This is a genomic window from Amycolatopsis sp. NPDC004368, from assembly GCF_053602515.1.
In genome coordinates, this window is the sequence record NZ_JBSGDT010000002.1 from 177992 (window position 1) to 193659 (window position 15668).

The window sequence follows — 15668 nt, forward strand, 5'->3', positions numbered from 1 at the left end:
GGAGACACCGTGGGCGCTTACTCCGAGACCTACCGGCGCAGCCTGGACGATCCCGAGGGGTTCTGGCTCGAGGCCGCCCGGGCGATCGACTGGACGAAGCCCCCGACCAAAGCCCTGGACGCCGATCGGGCGCCCTTCTACCGCTGGTTCCCCGACGGCGAGCTGAACACCTCCTACAACGCCCTCGACCGCCACGCCGACGGCGGCCGCGGCGGGCAGCTCGCGTTGATCTGGGACTCGCCGGTCACGGGGCAGAAGCGGCGGTACACCTACGGCGAGCTGCGCGACGAGGTGGCGACGTTCGCGGGGGCGCTCAAGGCGCTCGGCGTGGGATACGGCGACCGCGTGGTCCTGTACCTGCCGATGATCCCCGAGGCCGTGGTGGCCATGCTCGCGTGTGCGCGGATCGGGGCGGTGCATTCGGTGGTGTTCGGCGGGTTCGCGCCGAAGGAGCTCGCGGCGCGCATCGAGGACGCGAAGCCCAAGCTGGTGCTGGCCGCGTCGTGCGGGATCGAGCCGGCGCGGGTGGTGGAGTACAAGCCGATCATCGACGCGGCGCTGGCGCTGACCGCGCACCAGCCCGACCACGTCGTGGTCTTCCAGCGCGACCAGGCGCCGGCGGAGCTGTCGGGCACGGATCTGGACTGGGTGGACCTCGTCGAGACCGCGCGGGCGGCCGACCCGGTGCCGGTGAAGGCGACGGACCCGCTCTACATCCTCTACACGTCCGGCACGACCGGGAAACCGAAGGGCGTGGTGCGCGACGCCGGTGGCCACGCCGTCGCGCTGGCCTGGTCGATGGGCGCGGTCTACGACGTGCACGCGGGTGACACCTGGTGGACGGCGTCCGACGTCGGGTGGGTCGTCGGGCACTCCTACATCGTTTACGCGCCGCTGCTGATCGGGGCGACCACCGTGCTCTACGAGGGCAAACCGGTCGGCACGCCCGACGCCGGCGCGTTCTGGCGCGTGATCGCCGAACACAGCGTGGAGGCGCTGTTCACGGCGCCCACGGCGTTGCGCGCGGTGAAGAAAATCGATCCGGGCGCCGCGGAGCTGAAGAAGTACGACCTGGCGAAGTTCCGCACGTTGTTCATGGCCGGCGAACGCCTCGACCCCGAGACCCACCGCTGGGCCGGCGAGGTGCTCGGCACGCCCGTGATCGACCACTGGTGGCAGACCGAGACCGGCTGGGCCATCGCCGCCAACCCGCGCGGGCTCGAGCCGATGCCGGTGAAACCCGGGTCGGCGACGAAACCCGTGCCGGGCTGGGACGTGCGCGTGCTCGACCAGGCGGGCGACGAGCTGCCCGCGGGCCGCGAGGGCGCGATCGTGGTCAAGCTGCCGCTGCCGCCGGGCTCGCTGCTCACGCTGTGGGGCGACGACGAGCGCTACCGCGAGGCCTACCTGACGCGCTACCCCGGTTACTACCTCACCGGCGACTCCGGTTACTTCGACGAAGACGGCTACCTGTTCGTGATGGGCCGCACCGACGACGTGATCAACGTGGCCGGCCACCGCCTGTCCACCGGGTCGATGGAGGCGGCGCTGGCCTCCCACCCGGCCGTGGCGGAGTGCGCGGTGATCGGGGTCGCCGACGAGCTCAAGGGGCAGGTGCCGCGCGGGTTCGTGGTGCTGAAGGCCGGCGTGGACGTCGACGAGGGACAGCTGCGCGACGAGCTAGTGGCGGTGGTGCGCCACGACGTCGGGCCGGTGGCGGCGTTCCGCGACGTGGCCGTGGTCGAGGCGCTGCCGAAGACGCGTTCGGGCAAGATCCTCCGCAAGACCATGCGGGGCATCGCCAGTGGGCGCGACGAGCCGGTGCCCTCGACCATCGAGGACCCGGGCGTGCTCGACGCGCTGCGGGCAGTGCTGCAACGCTGAACGAGTCAACGCTGACATTTTTCCAAGACGGACGGCGGTACCCGGGCGCATCGTCGTGCGCATGACCGACTACCTGCACGTGGTCCACGACGGCCCGGCCGACGCGCCGCCGCTGCTGCTCACCCACGGCTCCGGAGCCACGGGCGGCTCCTGGAGCGAGCTGGTGCCGACGCTCGCCGAACGTCACCACCTCATCCGCGTCGACCTGCCCGGGTGCGGGCGCTCGACGGCACCACCGTCGTTCGCCGTGCCGCGGCAGGCGGATCGGCTGGCGGCGCTGCTCGACGAGCTGGGGCTCGCGTCCGTCGTGGCGGCGGGGCATTCGAGCGGCGGGTACGTCGCCACCGCGCTCGCCGAGCAGCGGCCCGACCTGGTGGGCTCGATGGCGTTGATCAGCACCGGCCCGCGGCTCGACGCGCTCCTGCCGCAACCGCTGATCCTGCGGCTGCTGCCGGCGCCGCCGTTCGGGCCGCTGCTGTGGCCGCGCCGTTCGGACGCGGTGATCCGCCGTGGGATCGGGGCCACGATGGCTCGTCCGGCCGCCATCCCGGACGAGATGGTCACGGAGCTGCGCGACACCACGTATCGCGCGTTCCGCCAGGTCTTGCGGCACAACGGCGCCTACCTCGCCGCTCGTGACCTGCCGACGCGGCTCGCCGGGCTCGACCCGCCGGTGCTCGTGGTCTTCGGTGACGCCGACCCGCGCTGGGACCCGGCGTCGGCGCGGGACTACGCGGGGGTGGCGCGCGTCGAGTACCTGGCGGGCGTCGGGCACGTGCCGCTCGTGGAGGAGCCGGCGAAAACGGCCGAGCTGCTGCTCGCGTTCACTTACCAATCCGACCAAAGGTAGGCCGACCCCCTCGCGGCACGTAACCGTTGCTACGAAGTCATTCGGCCGTGACTGTGGTCGGATTGGTAACGATCGGCGCAGTAGGCTGGTCAAGTGCCCTTCGATTGGGCGAGCGTCGACGTCGCCGTTCCTTCGCAAAGGCTGCCGGGCATCCGCATGGCGGGGTTCCGGCAGCCAGTGCCCGCGCCCGTCGACATCGCGATGGTGGCGCACCCGGCCGTCACGGTGCTCATTGATCTGAGCGATGGTCTGGCTACTCCGCGTTCGGCGTGCGCGGGCGGGGCAGTGTCGTCGCCGGGCTGTGTCCCGGTGAGCTGCGCGCGACCGGCCGTATCGGCGAATGCCTGCAGATCCGGCTCGAGCCCGCCCTGGCGACCGCGGTCCTCGGGCCTGACCTGGCCGGCGCGTTCCCGCTCGACGCCGTCCTCGGCCGCGACGCCGCCCGTTGGGAGGACCAGCTGCGGGTTGCCCCGTCGTGGGACGCCCGGTTCGCGTCGACGGCTTCGCTGCTTCTCGGGCCTGACGCCAGGAGCTGTGGCGGTGGCTCCTTGGCTGGCGATCGACGACGTCGCCTGGCCCGGCTGATCTTGAACGGCAGTCTTTCGGCTGTTGTCCGTGTCGGAGGCGTGGTCTATACCTCTTAGGGTCCGTCTTCTCCCCGACCGGAGGTGGTTCCGTGAGGAAGAGCTTGTCCAGAGCCGTGCTGGGGGCGACCGTGCTTAGTCTCGCGGCACTGGGGCTGCCGGGAGCGGCGACGGCCGCGCCCGCGGGGCCTGAGCGAAGCGTCACCGACATCGTGCCGGTGCCGGTGCAGGCCAAGGCCGACCCGAAGGCGAACTTCACGCTGTCGCCGCTGACCGTGATCCGCGCGGGCAAGGGCACGAGCCAGGTGGCCGACTACCTGCGGGGACTGCTGCGTCCCGCGACCGGGTACCCGCTGCCCGTCGTGCCGATCAACGCCGGGCTGCCCGCGATCTCACTGGACCTCGGCCACGCCGACCAGCGCGTGGGCACGGAGGGCTACCAGCTGTCCGTGGCGAAGTCAGGCGTGACGTTGAAGGCCAACACCACCGACGGCCTGTTCGAGGGCGTGCAGTCGTTGCGGCAGCTGCTGCCCTCGGCGATCGAGGCGAAGCGCGTGCAGTTGCGCACGTGGACGATCGCCGGTGGGACCGTGCTCGACTACCCGCGCTTCGCCACGCGCAGCGCGATGCTCGACGTCGCCCGGCACTTCTTCACGCCGGCGCAGGTGAAGACGTACATCGACCAGCTGGCGCAGTACAAGATCAACACGCTGCACCTGCACCTGGCCGACGACCAGGGCTGGCGCATCGAGATCAAGAGCTGGCCGCGCCTGGCCACCGAGGGCGGCAAGGGCGCCGCGGACGGCGACCCCGGCGGCTACTACACGCAGGCGCAGTACAAGGACCTCGTCGCCTACGCGGCGTCACGGCACATCACGGTCGTGCCGGAGATCGACATGCCGGGTCACACGAACGCGGCCCAGTCGGTGTACGCGGAGCTCAACTGCGACGGCGTCGCGGTCCCGCCGCGCACCGACACCGAGGTCGGCTACAGCTCGCTGTGCATCGGCTCGCCGACGACGTACGAGTTCGTGGAGGACGTGATCCGCGAGCTCGCCGCCATCACGCCCGGCAAGTACCTCGGCATCGGCGGCGACGAAGCCCACTCGACGTCCGACGCCGACTACAAAACCTTCTACGCCAAGGTGAACCCGATCGTCGCGAAGTACGGCAAGCTCATCACCGGCTGGCACGAGATCGCGAAGACGGACCTGCCCGCCACGGCCGTGCCGGAGTACTGGGACCAGGGTGGCGCGAACGCCGACGTCGCCGCGTTCGCCGCGCGCGGTGGCAAGGTGCTGATGGCGCCGTCGAACCACGCCTACCTCGACATGAAGTACACCGAGGACACGCCGCTGGGCCAGGACTGGGCCGGCCTCGTGGAGGTCAAGGACGCCTACGACTGGGATCCGGCCACGCTCGTGCCGGGCGTCGGCGAGAGCAACGTTTCCGGCATCGAAGCTCCACTGTGGACGGAGACCATCCGCACGAACGACGACATCGAGTACATGGCGTTCCCGCGCCTGCCGGGCATGGCGGAGATCGGCTGGTCGCCGCAGTCGGCGCGCGACTGGGACTCCTACCGCGTCCGGCTGGCGAAGCAGGCGCCGCGCTGGGTGGCGCAGGGGATCGACTTCTACCGCTCCCCGCAGGTCGACTGGAAGTGAGCCGGTTGGCGGGCCCTTCGGGGTCCGTCAGCCCGCTCGGCGGAGCCGCCGGCGTTCGACGGAGGATCGCAGTCCGCGCGCATACGACGGCGACAGCGCCGGCAGCTCCAGAACTTGCTCGACGCGTTGCACGGCCTTGTCGGCGACAGCTGGCTCGAGCTGCGCGAAGTTCGCGTACGCGAGGTTGTGCAGTTCCTCGATCGTCGGCGCGGCCGGATCGGAGCGGACCACCTTCACCGCGCCGGACGTCGGCACGCGACCCGGCCGCAGCACCCGGAGGTACCAGCCGCAGCGCGCGGAATCGACGATCACGGCCACGATGTCCTTGCGCCCCGTGCGCATCGCGATCTTGAAACACGGCGACCGGGGCTGCGAGACCTCCAGCCGCACGTCACCCCACTCCCAGACGTCGCCGATCCGCACCGTCGCCTCATCGGCGCCGCTCACCGCGATGTTCTCCCCGAACGCGCCCGGCCCGATGTCCAGCCCCTCCTCGACCCACGCCGGGTAGTGGTCGGCGGAGGCGACGCAGACCGCTTTGTCGACACCGCCGTGCACGCTCAGGTCGGCCTGCTCGTCGCCGTCGAGGTTCAGCGGCGTGAGCTCCAGCTCGGGCGCGGCCGCCCGGCCCTTCACGATCGCGCTGAGCACGGGCTGGTCACGCCGGTGCCCCAGCACGGCGGGCCGGCCGACGAAAACCCCGGCGAGTTCGAGTGTGGTCACCTTTCCGAAGCTACCGGACCTGGCTACTGCAATCGGGAGAACGAGGTCAACGAGGCAGCGACACGAACCGATTGATCTTGATTCAACCGGCTCTCGGGTGTGGTCTGGAGCACAGTGCACGCAGGCAGGGAGGGTTCCGACGATGAGACTGTGGCCCCGGCGCCGCGACCGCGACGACGTTTCGGCGTTGACGCCTTACGGCCCGTACTCCTCGGTGCGCGTCCGCGACGACGCCTTCGAGCCGGGGGCCGACGAGCGGAACGTCGCGCACTGCTGCTTCACCGACCCCGACGAGGCTGCGCGGTGCCACGCCGCGTGGCAGCAGCACGCGCCCGCTCTGACGAGCGTGCTCGTCCACAACCGCCGCAGCGCCTTCGAGCCGGACGTCGAGGGTTGGTACCTCCACCCGGACGGGACGCGCCACGTCGGGCTGCCGCCCGAGATCACCGCGCTGATGGCCGAGCTGGCCCCGCCGAGTCCCGAGGACCTGGCTGCGCGCCACGCCCGTGAGGCCGAGGAGGCACTGGAAGCCGTGCGGGCGGAGAAGGCCGCGTGGGAAGCCCGGCAGCCGAAGGAGATCGTGCTGGCCGAAGCGGGCGACGACTCCCCGATCGCGCACCACGGCAAGTTCGTCAAGGCCACCGTGATGACAGCCGGTGGGCAGCCCGTCGACCGCGTGAAGTTCCACTTCGCCGACTTCACCGGCGACGAGCCGGAGCCGGCCCGGCCCGAGCGCGGCGACGCCGACGACGAGCGCTGGCGCCTGATCTGCGACGAGTTCGACGTGGCCCGCACGCTCTGGGCGAAGGCGGTCTACCGGCGAGAGGCCACGCCGGTGCTGCTCGCCGCCGCGGCCGCGTGGCCGGAGGTCGCCGAGGCCTTCGCCCGCATCGACCAAGCCTGGTCGGACCTCGACGACCCACCCCACGGCTGGGAAGCCGCGGTCAAGCGCCTGCTCGACGCCCACGACCACGCGAGACCCATCGTGGCGAACTGGGAGGACCGCCACGCACGCGAGCTGGCGACCGTCGGCGCCGAGCTCACGTACAGCAGTGGTGAGCTGAGCGAGCTGCGGAAGGAGCTGAGTGTCGAGCTGGGGATCGACGCCATCGAGGAATGGCACCTCGGCCCCGTCGACGACGACAACCCCGATCCCCTCGCCATCCGGGACAGCGCGAGCGCACGGCTGGAAAACCTCATCCAACCTCAGCGCGACCGGCTCGCCTTGATCGCCGACGTGGTGGGTCGCTTGACGGCGTGAGCACGGTGGGTGGCGGGAATCATGGCGCCCGAGGCAGTGCGCTTGCGGCCGGCTCAGACATACCAACCCGATTGGATACCCGCGAGCTGCCGGCGCCACCAGCGCAGCTTGCACCGGTCGGCGCCGCGGACACCGTCACCACCACCGACAACCAGGTCCGGACACCGACCCGCTTCAGTCGCACTGGACAAGATGAAGTGAACCCCACGTAGACACCGTCTACCCCAGTTTGATAGACAGTGTCTACAAGATGAACCAGGGGTTACGGAGATCGACATGGGGTTCCAGAAGTTCGTCGCCGTCGGTGACAGTTGTGCCGAGGGGCTCGATGATCCGTACCCCGACCGCAGTCAGTACCGGGGGTGGGCCGATTTCGTCGCGGGCCGCCTCGCGCAGGACGAGCCGGGGTTCCGCTACGCGAACCTCGCGGTGCGCGGACGGCGCCTCGACCAGATCATCGTCGAGCAGCTGCCCGCCGCGGAGCGGCACGAGCCCGACCTGATCGCCCTGTTCGGCGGGGGCAACGACGTGATGAGCGGCGGCTGGAACGCCCGCACCGTCGCGCGCCGGGTCGACGCCGCGATCCGCCGGTGCACGCACATCGCGCCGACGGTGGTCACGTTCACCCTCAGCGACGTCGCCCACCGCATGCCCTTCAGCGCCCGCATGCGCCCGCGCGTGACGGCCCTCAACGACGCCATCCGCGAGGCCTCCGTGAGTTACGGCGCCAAGCTCGTGGACCTCTGGCCCGACCACGCCGCCCACGATTCGCGCTACTTCGGCCCCGACCGGCTGCACCTGTCGGAACCGGGTCACCTGCGCGTGGCCGGCCACGTGCTCGACCGCCTCGGCATCGGCCACGACGACGGCTGGCTCCAGCCGCTCGTCGGCGTTCCCGCGCGCCCCAGCCTGCGCGCCGACCTGCAGTGGTTCTGGCAGGAGGTCGTGCCGGTCGCCGTCACGCGGCTGCACAACCGCCTCGTCGGCCGCTCGCCCGGCGACGGCTTCTTCCCCAAGCGCCCCGAACTGTTGCCCGTCGCCTTCTCCGAAGCGCAGCTGTGAGCGCCCGCCAGCGGCTGATCACCACCGCGGAAGCCCTGCTCGCCGACGAAGGCGTGGACGCCGTCACGCTGCGGGGCATCGCGAAGGCCGCCGGCGTCTCCCACGGCGCGCCCCTGCGGCACTTCTCCGGCCGCGCCGAACTGCTGTCGGCCGTCGCGACGCTCGGTTTCGCGCAGCTGCTCGAACGCGGCGCGAAGCTGCCCGAAGGCAACCCGCGCGAGCGCGTGACGGCCGCCTGCCACGCGTACGTCGCCTTCGCCCTGGCCAACCCCGCGATGTTCGAGCTGATGTTCCGCCGCGACCTCATCGATCCGGCCGAACCCGGGCTCGTGGCCGCGAGCAGCGCCGTCTTCGACTACTTCGCCGACCTCGTGCGCCTCGACCGCGAAGCCGCCCACGACGACCGTGTGAAACCCGGCACGGACTCCCGGCTCGTCGCCGCTTCACTGTGGGCCGCGCTGCACGGGCTGGCCCAGCTGTGGTTGTGGGGCGGCCTGGCGGGGGCGAGCTTCGCACCCTCACCGGAATCGGCCCTCGCGGTGACGCTCGACGCGTATCTGGGTTGACGCTCGGCGGCGAGCAGCTGCGGGGCCTCCCCGCCGTGGTCGCGCCACAGGAGACCGGCGCCCTGCGGCCGCGCGCCTGATCACCACCCGGCGGGCAGCGCGAGACCGAACTCCTTGCGCAGCACCGCTTTCGCGGCATGCAACCCGGCCATGCCATGGACACCCGGCCCCGGCGGCGTGGCGCTGGAACAAAGGTAAACCCCGCTCAACGGAGTCGTGTGCGGGTTCCAGCGCACGACCGGCCGCGCAACCAGCTGCCGCAGCGTCACAGCGGCGCCGGAGATGTCACCACCGACGTAGTTGGCGTTGTAGTTCTCGAGTTCCGACGCCGGAATCCCGCGCGCCGCCAGGACCGTGTCGCTGAACCCCGGGGCGAAGCGCTCGATGCGCCGGCGCACGACGTCGGTGGCGTCAAGCGGATCGCCGTTGGGTACGTGGGCGTAAGCCCAGATCGGTTGTTTGTGCGGCAACCCGCGCGAGGGGTCGGCGGCCATGGGCTGGACGAGCAGCACGTACGGTTCCTCGGCACGCCGCCCGCCGGCCACGGTGTTCTCGCCGGCGCGGACCTGCGCGGCTGTCCCTCCGATGTGGACGGTCACGGCCCTCGCCAGCTCCGGCTCACGCCACGGGACCGGCTCCGACACGAGGAAATCGACCTTCGCCGCGCCCGGCCCATAGCGCACCCTTTCGAGCGCGCGCCGGTAACCCGAGGGCGCGAAGGGACCGGCCAGGTCGAGCAGGCCGCGCGGGCTGAGGTCGAGCAGCACTGCGCGGGTTTTCGCGAATTCGCGCAGATCGGTGACGCGGCTGTTCACGTGGACGCGACCGCCGTGCGCGCGGAAGTCGGCGACGAGCGCGTCGGTGAGCACCTGCGTGCCACCGCGGGGAACGGGCCAGCCGCCCGCGTGGGCGAGGTGGCCGAGCAGTACGGCGGTGCCGCCGGCGGCGAGCGACGGCAGCCGGCCCATCGGGTGCGCCGCGACGCCCGCGAGCAACGCCGGGGCCTCGGGTCCGCGGAACAGGACCTCGTCGACGCCGGTGCCGAGCGCGAGGATCCGCGGTGCGAGCAGGGCGGCCAGAGCCGGACGGGGTGGCGTTCGGAGATCCCCGAGCAGCAGGTCGGTGAGTTCCGTGGTGCGCTCGACCAGCGGCGCCATCAGGCTTCGCCAGCGCCCGCCGTCGGCGCCGAGGCGTGCGCAGGTGCGTTCGAGGTCCGCGTACGCGAGGCCGGTGCGGCGCTCGTCCACGGGATGTCCGTACGCGACGTCGGATGCGCTCAGCTCGACGCCGTGCGCGGCCAGGTCGAACCCCCGGAAGAACCGCGACGCGACGGCCATCGGGTGCACGGCCGAGCAGATGTCGTGGACCACGTCGGCGTCGAACAGCCGCGCCGAACGCGCGCCGCCGCCCGGCTCCGGCGCCGCCTCGTGCAGGTCGACCGCGAGACCGGCGCGGGCCAGCAGCACGGCGGCGGCCAGGCCGTTGGGCCCGGAGCCGACAACGACGACGTCTGCGGGCGACTCCACTCACGGATCGTAGCGACACGCGGGCACCCTGCCACGCGTCCGAACACCTGATCGAATATTGTCGTACCCCGCGCCTACCGTGGACCCCACGCCGGCCCGCCCGGGCCCGGCCCACCAGGAGAGGGGGATCATGCCCGCCCACGACACGCAGCTCGAGCGCATCCGCAAGCTGCTCGCCAAGGCCGAAGACCCGGCGGTGACCGCGGAAGAAGCCGAGCTGTACAACACGAAGGCGGCCGAGCTGGTCGCCCGGTACGGCATCGACAACGCGATGCTCGCCGCCACCGGGCGGGGCTCGGACGACATCACCGTGCTGAAGATCCCCATCGAGAACCCGTACAGCCGCGACAAGGCGAGCCTGCTCACGAACATCGCGTACCCGTTGCGCTGTCGCACGTTGCTGCATCGCGTGGGCCAGGGCGTGGAGGCGGTCACGGTGTTCGGCTTCAAGTCCGACCTCGGCCGGGTGGAGCTGCTGTTCACGAGCCTGTTGCTGCAGGCGAGCACCCAGCTCACGCGGGTGCGGCCCGACGAACGCGTGTTCCGCGAATCCCTCGCCGCGTACCGCCGCACGTGGCTGCACGGCTTCGCGCGCGCGGTCCACGACCGCCTGGTGCGCGCCGAAACCACGGCGGCACGCGAGTACGCGGGGGCGGGTGGCCCGTCGGCGGAGCTGGTGGTGCGTGACCGGAACACCCTCGTGCAGAGCGCCTTCGACCGCGAATACGGTGACTTGCGCGCCGCAGCGCCGCGACGGCTGTCGGGGTCGGGGTACCGCGAGGGCCATCAGGCCGGCACGCGCGCCACGCTCGACCCGGCGGCCCTGGCCCGGAAGAGGCAGGCGTTGCCGGTGCGGTGAAGAAGGTCCGGACCGGAACAGAACCGGGACTGTTCCGAGCATCCGGGCGTTACGCTGCGTGTCATGAACATCGCCCACTGCCTTCGCCCTCGTCCGGAGCGCCTTCGGCTTCCGGCGGCAGACGGGCATGCGGTCGTGAGTGACGAGACAGCCGGGAGCGCGGAGCCGGTTGCCGGCAGGCTGGGGCCGGTGAGCCGGTCACACCCCACCGATCGGTGCCACAGCGCGGGCCCGGCATGAGCGACGAGCGCGCTGTCCGTGTCGAGGATCTCGCGACGCGCCCCGACCTCCGGAGGCCCGCGTTGGAACTGGGCGTGGTCGGCGGGGAGTTCCTGGCGCACGACGTCGTCGGCGACCTCGCGGCGTCCGCGCGGCTCGCGGCGCGGTGGCCGGAGTTCTTCCTGGTGTTGCTCGAAGACGACGTGCCGGTGGCACGCGCGGCGGCGATCCCCGTGGCGTACCCCACCGAGGAACGCCCGGAGCTGCCCGACCACGGCTGGGACGGCGCGCTGCTGTGGGCCGCGCAGGACGTGATGGACGGGCGGGAGCCGACAACGCTCGTGGCGCTGGAGGTGCACGTCGCGCAGCGGGCGCGCGGACAGGGAGTCGCGGCGCGGGCGCTCACGGAGCTGAAGAACCGGGCTCGGCAGGCGAAGCTGGAGCGACTGGTGGCGCCGGTGCGGCCGACAGGCAAGGCCAAGCACGCGGCCGAGTCCATTGTGGACTACGTCGCCCGTCGCGACGAGCGGGGACGGCCGGTGGATCCGTGGCTGCGCAACCACGAGCGGCTGGGCGCACGGCTGGTGAAGATCGCACCGTTCGCGATGACCGTGATCGGCACGCTGGACCAGTGGGAGGAGTGGACCGGGGTGCGGCCCGGCGACGGCCTCACCACCGTGCCCGGCGGGATCGCGCCCGTCGTCGGCTCCACGGCGCAGAACCTGGCCGTGTACGTGGAACCGAACGTGTGGCTGGAGCACCCGCTCTGACCTGGATTGTCGTGGCGGCATGTGTTCTGGCCGGCAGGAGCGCGTGACGCCGATCTTCGGTAACCACTCCTACCGGTGTGACTTCTACGGCTGACGCCCGGCGCGTCCCCTTCCGAACTCACAACCGAGAAAAGCGGAACACAGTCATGCCCGAAACCCATCCCGCCACGGCCTGGGCGCTCAGTCACCTGCCGCTGACCGCGCAGGCGGTCGCCGAACTGACCCCGGCGCTCGCCGGGAAACGGCTGGCGATGTGCCTGCACGTCGAGCCGAAGACGGCAGCGCTCGTCACGCTGCTCGTGCGCGCCGGCGTCGACGTGTGGCTCGCCGAGTCGCCCAGAACCACGCACGACGACGTCGCCCACGCGTTGAGCCGGCTCGGCGTCGCCGTGTTCACCCGCCGCGCCGACGGCGAAGCCGATCACGCCCGCAACATCGACAGCGTCCTGGAGGTGGAACCCAACCTCACACTCGACAACGGCGGCGACCTCACCCTGGCCCTGCTCGGCCGCGATGCCCCGGCCGGTTATCTCGGCGGCACGGAAGAAACCACCACCGGCGGAATCCGGCTGCGCGAAACCCATCAACAGCTCGGCAAACCCGTGATCGTGATCAGCGACTCCCGACTGAAGCTCCTGGTGGAGAACGAGTTCGGTGTCGGCCAGAGCGTGGTTCAGGGATTCCTCAACGCCACCAACCTCATGGTGCCCGGCGTGCGCGCCGCGGTGCTGGGCTACGGACCGTGCGGCAAGGGCGTCGCCGACACGTTGAGCCGGCTCGGCGCACGCGTGGGGGTGTGCGACGTCGACCCGATGCGGGCGCTGGGCGCGATCCTCAACGGCCACCGCGTCGGCACCGTCACCGAGGTCGTAGCCGGCGCGCAGCTGGTGTTCACCGCCACCGGCCGCCCGAACGTGCTGGGCGCGGCCGAGCTGGCGGCCCCGCGCGACGGATCCGTGCTCGCCGGCGTCGGGCACTTCGCGTGGGAGATCGACCAAGCGGCGCTCGCCGAGAGGACCGTCCACACGGTCGAATACGGCGCGCCGTCGCGACGCACCGGCCACGTCCTCGACGACGGCCGCGAGATCGTGCTCCTCGACCAGGGCCGGATGCTCAACCTGACGGCCGCCGACGGGAACTCCATCCAGGCCATGGACCTCGGCCTCACGTTGCAGGTCCGCAGCCTGGCCGCCGTCGCCGCCGGCGGGCTGGCCGACGAGGTGCAGCCCGTGCCCGCGGACGTCGAGCACCGCATCGCGACCGACCTGGTGGCCGCGCTGAAGTAGCTGTGCCGAAGGAACTCAGGACGAGAGGCTCGGCGGAAGGAAACCGTGTGCCGACAGGTCGAACCAGTTGCCTTCCGGGTCGATCGCGCGGTATTCGGCGAACGGGCGGTCCCCACCCCGCAGCACCGGGCGGGGCACGCCCGCTTCGGCGAGCCGCTCGGCGACCGGCGCGACCTCGTCGACCTGGAAGCCGAAGTGGTTGAAGCCGGTGGCGACGTCGCCATCGAGCTGCTGCTGGATCAGCGCCAGGTTGAGGTAGCCATCGGTCACGAAGTGGCTGCCGTCGGGGTCGGTGTGGAACAGCTCCATGCCGAACTGTTCGCAGTAGAACGCGGCCATGCGCTTCGCGTCCTGCACGACGAAAGCGAGGTGCCGCAGGCGGGGGCGGGTCATGCGGTGGGTCCTTTCTCCGATCATGTTGTGGAAGGCGGCGATCGTCGGCTCGCCGTCGTGGCGGACCACGGCTTGCGCGTGCGTGACCACGCCGGCGGGCGCGATCCGCGAAATCGCGTGCACGAGCGAGAGCTCCGGCGTCAGGTTGCGGATCAACGTGACCTCGGCGGACAACGTCGTGTCGCGGTAGGCCGTGGCGAACAGCGCCGCATGGCCCGCTTCCACGGCTTCGCGTCCGACAAGCGCTTCGCCACGCACGTTGACGAAGTCGACGTCGGCCGCGAAGACGGAAGCAAACTGGGCCGCGTCGCCGTTCGCCCAACCGTCGGCCATGGTCTGCCAAAGCGCCCGAATGGAGTCGGTCACGCCGTCACCATCCCCACGCGCAGCGGCAGCGGTTCGCATTCGCCGTTCCACGCGGCCAGGGAGTAGTAGAACTCGCCGTGCTGCCGTTCGAGGTAACACACCACGTTGAGCGGCCAGCCGGCGCTGCGGAAGACGTACGCGTCCATCGGCGTCGGGTGTTCGCTCAACGGGCGGCCGCGCTCGCACTCGGGGCCGAGGCGATGCCAGTCCGGGTGCAGGTGCACGGACCCGAGCACCTCGAGGCCGCGCGCGTCGGCTTCACGCGTGATGCGCAGCAGATCGGCTGGGTCGAGCCACCACGCGCGCACCGAATTCTCATACGCGGAGCCGAACTTCGGCACGATCGTGGTCGCGAACTCCTCCCGCGCACTGGGATCGGTGATCCGCGCGTTGCGGCCGAACGCGAGGTCCGAGACGATCAGCGCGTCTTCGGCGAAGGTGCCGAGCAGCACGGCGAAACACGGCCTCGGTTCCTCGGGCGTGATGAACGCGTATTCGATGGCTGCCGCGTCGAGGAACCGCTGCAGCACTTCGTCTGAGAACAGCACCGGAACATTCGTTTTCCCGATGAGCGGAACGGGGACCAGAGTTGTCACGCGAGGCACCGTAACCAGGTGCGATGGCGCGTGGCCATGATCATCACGGGATCGGCCCTATTGCATCCGGCGATAATGTTTTCCCCATGCGCCTGGAAATCCGGCACCTCGAGCTCGTGGTCGCGATCGCCGAGGCCGGCAGCCTGCGCAGAGCCGCGGCCCGCCTCCACCTCACGCAGCCGGCGGTGACCACGCAGCTCAAGCGGATCGAGCAGTTCCTCGGTGGGCCGCTGTTCATCCGCTCGGCCGAGGGTGTGCTGCCGACCCACACCGGCACGGAGCTCGTGCGCGACGCCCAGAAGGTGCTGCACAGCTTCGACGCGTTGCAACGCTCCGCGCGCCTCAACGCGCAGCACGAAGCCGGTGCGCCCGTGCGGGTCGGCGGGATTCCGGCGCAGCAGTTCAGCCTGCTGGTCAACGCGTTGACGACCATGCTCCCCCGCCGCGACGTCACCAGCCGCACGATCCGCGAAACCGCCGCGCTCTCGGCGTTGCTGCGTTCGGGCGAGCTCGACGTCGCCGTGATGCGCGCGTTCCCGGGTTTCCCGCTGATCCCGCCCGACGGCGTCGAGCATCGGCTGCTGCTGCGGGAGCCGTTTTTCATCGGTGTGGCCGACCACCACGAGCTGGCCGACCGCGGCGAGGTCGCGCTGGCCGAGCTGGCGCAGGAGCGCTGGGTGATGCCCGATCCGGACGACAGCGGCATGAACGAGTTCTTCACCCGCACGTGCGCCTCCGCCGGCTTCGACCAGCGCATCACGCACCTGACGAACGAGGCGCACGTCGCGTTCGCCCTCACCGCCGAGGGCCGCGCGATCTGCCTGCTCTACCCGATCGGCACCGACCGCACCGGCATCTCGACGGTGTCGCTGACCGGCAATCCGCTGTACCGCGAGCTGGTCCTCGCGTGGCGCAGCGACTCCCCGATCGCTTCGCTGGTCGACGAGATGTGTGCCAGGATCGAGGCCGGGTACCTCGCGCTGGTCGAGGACTCGCGGTTCTACCGGAAGTGGTGGCACGACGGCGGTTCCGCGTTCGCACTGCCCGCGTCGTGAA

14 protein-coding genes are annotated in these 15668 nt (G+C 71.2%); 10 read left to right on the plus strand and 4 right to left on the minus strand.

Features of this window, described 5'->3' with window-relative positions:
- Positions 1-9: 9 nt before the first annotated feature.
- From ACWEOE_RS04365 to ACWEOE_RS04375, 3 genes are all read left to right on the plus strand, one after another.
- On the plus strand, positions 10-1884 hold the full coding sequence (locus tag ACWEOE_RS04365) for a propionyl-CoA synthetase (protein ID WP_452003775.1): 1875 nt from the start codon (positions 10-12) through the stop codon (positions 1882-1884).
- A 61-nt stretch (positions 1885-1945) separates the two neighbouring features.
- Complete coding sequence (locus ACWEOE_RS04370; protein ID WP_452003778.1) at positions 1946-2734, plus strand: alpha/beta fold hydrolase; 789 nt, start codon at positions 1946-1948, stop codon at positions 2732-2734.
- Positions 2735-3410: 676 nt separating this feature from the next.
- A complete protein-coding gene (locus ACWEOE_RS04375) occupies positions 3411-4985 on the plus strand; it encodes a beta-N-acetylhexosaminidase (protein WP_452003781.1) in 1575 nt (524 codons plus the stop codon).
- Between the two features lie 27 nt (positions 4986-5012).
- Here ACWEOE_RS04375 and ACWEOE_RS04380 read toward each other — a convergent pair whose 3' ends face one another.
- Positions 5013-5708 carry an MOSC domain-containing protein gene (locus ACWEOE_RS04380; protein ID WP_452003784.1) on the minus strand — a complete coding sequence of 232 codons (696 nt, stop codon included), beginning with the start codon at positions 5706-5708 and terminating at the stop codon, positions 5013-5015.
- 142 nt (positions 5709-5850) lie between these two features.
- Between ACWEOE_RS04380 and ACWEOE_RS04385 the strand changes: the two genes are divergently transcribed.
- The 3 genes from ACWEOE_RS04385 (at position 5851) to ACWEOE_RS04395 (ending at position 8597) form a co-directional block, all read left to right on the plus strand.
- Positions 5851-6969, plus strand: coding sequence for a hypothetical protein (locus ACWEOE_RS04385; protein ID WP_452003787.1), 1119 nt, complete (start codon positions 5851-5853; stop codon positions 6967-6969).
- A 276-nt stretch (positions 6970-7245) separates the two neighbouring features.
- The gene (locus ACWEOE_RS04390; RefSeq protein WP_452003790.1) at positions 7246-8031 is read left to right on the plus strand and encodes an SGNH/GDSL hydrolase family protein; all 786 of its coding nucleotides are present in this window, start codon (positions 7246-7248) and stop codon (positions 8029-8031) included.
- Entirely contained in the window at positions 8028-8597 is a 570-nt protein-coding gene (locus tag ACWEOE_RS04395) for a TetR/AcrR family transcriptional regulator (RefSeq protein ID WP_452003792.1), read from the plus strand. The genes ACWEOE_RS04390 and ACWEOE_RS04395 overlap by 4 nt, the downstream gene beginning before the upstream one ends.
- A gap of 80 nt (positions 8598-8677) precedes the next feature.
- Here the strand turns inward: ACWEOE_RS04395 and ACWEOE_RS04400 are convergent, their stop codons facing one another.
- Positions 8678-10123: a phytoene desaturase family protein gene (locus tag ACWEOE_RS04400; RefSeq protein WP_452003795.1), complete on the minus strand. Its 1446-nt coding sequence runs from the start codon at positions 10121-10123 to the stop codon at positions 8678-8680.
- Between the two features lie 130 nt (positions 10124-10253).
- Here ACWEOE_RS04400 and ACWEOE_RS04405 point away from each other — a divergent pair, with 130 nt between their 5' ends.
- The 3 genes from ACWEOE_RS04405 to ACWEOE_RS04415 all read left to right on the plus strand — a co-directional run bounded on the left by ACWEOE_RS04405 (position 10254) and on the right by ACWEOE_RS04415 (position 13257).
- The gene (locus ACWEOE_RS04405) at positions 10254-10982 is read left to right on the plus strand and encodes a DUF2786 domain-containing protein (RefSeq protein ID WP_452003798.1); all 729 of its coding nucleotides are present in this window, start codon (positions 10254-10256) and stop codon (positions 10980-10982) included.
- 236 nt (positions 10983-11218) lie between these two features.
- Positions 11219-11971, plus strand: a complete 753-nt coding sequence (locus ACWEOE_RS04410) for a GNAT family N-acetyltransferase (RefSeq protein WP_452003801.1) — start codon at positions 11219-11221, stop codon at positions 11969-11971.
- Positions 11972-12117: 146 nt separating this feature from the next.
- Entirely contained in the window at positions 12118-13257 is a 1140-nt protein-coding gene (locus ACWEOE_RS04415) for an adenosylhomocysteinase (protein WP_452003804.1), read from the plus strand.
- A 15-nt stretch (positions 13258-13272) separates the two neighbouring features.
- Here the strand turns inward: ACWEOE_RS04415 and ACWEOE_RS04420 are convergent, their stop codons facing one another.
- Both ACWEOE_RS04420 and ACWEOE_RS04425 read right to left on the minus strand, forming a co-directional pair.
- Positions 13273-14016: an SgcJ/EcaC family oxidoreductase gene (locus ACWEOE_RS04420; RefSeq protein WP_452003807.1), complete on the minus strand. Its 744-nt coding sequence runs from the start codon at positions 14014-14016 to the stop codon at positions 13273-13275.
- Positions 14013-14612, minus strand: a complete 600-nt coding sequence (locus ACWEOE_RS04425) for a hypothetical protein (RefSeq protein ID WP_452003810.1) — start codon at positions 14610-14612, stop codon at positions 14013-14015. The genes ACWEOE_RS04420 and ACWEOE_RS04425 overlap by 4 nt, the downstream gene beginning before the upstream one ends.
- Positions 14613-14698: 86 nt before the next feature.
- Here ACWEOE_RS04425 and ACWEOE_RS04430 point away from each other — a divergent pair, with 86 nt between their 5' ends.
- On the plus strand, positions 14699-15667 hold the full coding sequence (locus ACWEOE_RS04430; RefSeq protein WP_452003812.1) for a LysR family transcriptional regulator: 969 nt from the start codon (positions 14699-14701) through the stop codon (positions 15665-15667).
- Position 15668: the final 1 nt, after the last annotated feature.

Coding starts and splice junctions, on each gene's coding strand:
- ACWEOE_RS04405 (WP_452003798.1), top strand. CDS start 10,254: ATGCCCGCCCACGACACGCAGCTCGAGCGCATCCGCAAGCTGCTCGCC.
- ACWEOE_RS04385 (WP_452003787.1), top strand. CDS start 5,851: ATGAGACTGTGGCCCCGGCGCCGCGACCGCGACGACGTTTCGGCGTTG.
- ACWEOE_RS04410 (WP_452003801.1), top strand. CDS start 11,219: ATGAGCGACGAGCGCGCTGTCCGTGTCGAGGATCTCGCGACGCGCCCC.
- ACWEOE_RS04430 (WP_452003812.1), top strand. CDS start 14,699: ATGCGCCTGGAAATCCGGCACCTCGAGCTCGTGGTCGCGATCGCCGAG.
- ACWEOE_RS04370 (WP_452003778.1), top strand. CDS start 1,946: ATGACCGACTACCTGCACGTGGTCCACGACGGCCCGGCCGACGCGCCG.
- ACWEOE_RS04390 (WP_452003790.1), top strand. CDS start 7,246: ATGGGGTTCCAGAAGTTCGTCGCCGTCGGTGACAGTTGTGCCGAGGGG.
- ACWEOE_RS04415 (WP_452003804.1), top strand. CDS start 12,118: ATGCCCGAAACCCATCCCGCCACGGCCTGGGCGCTCAGTCACCTGCCG.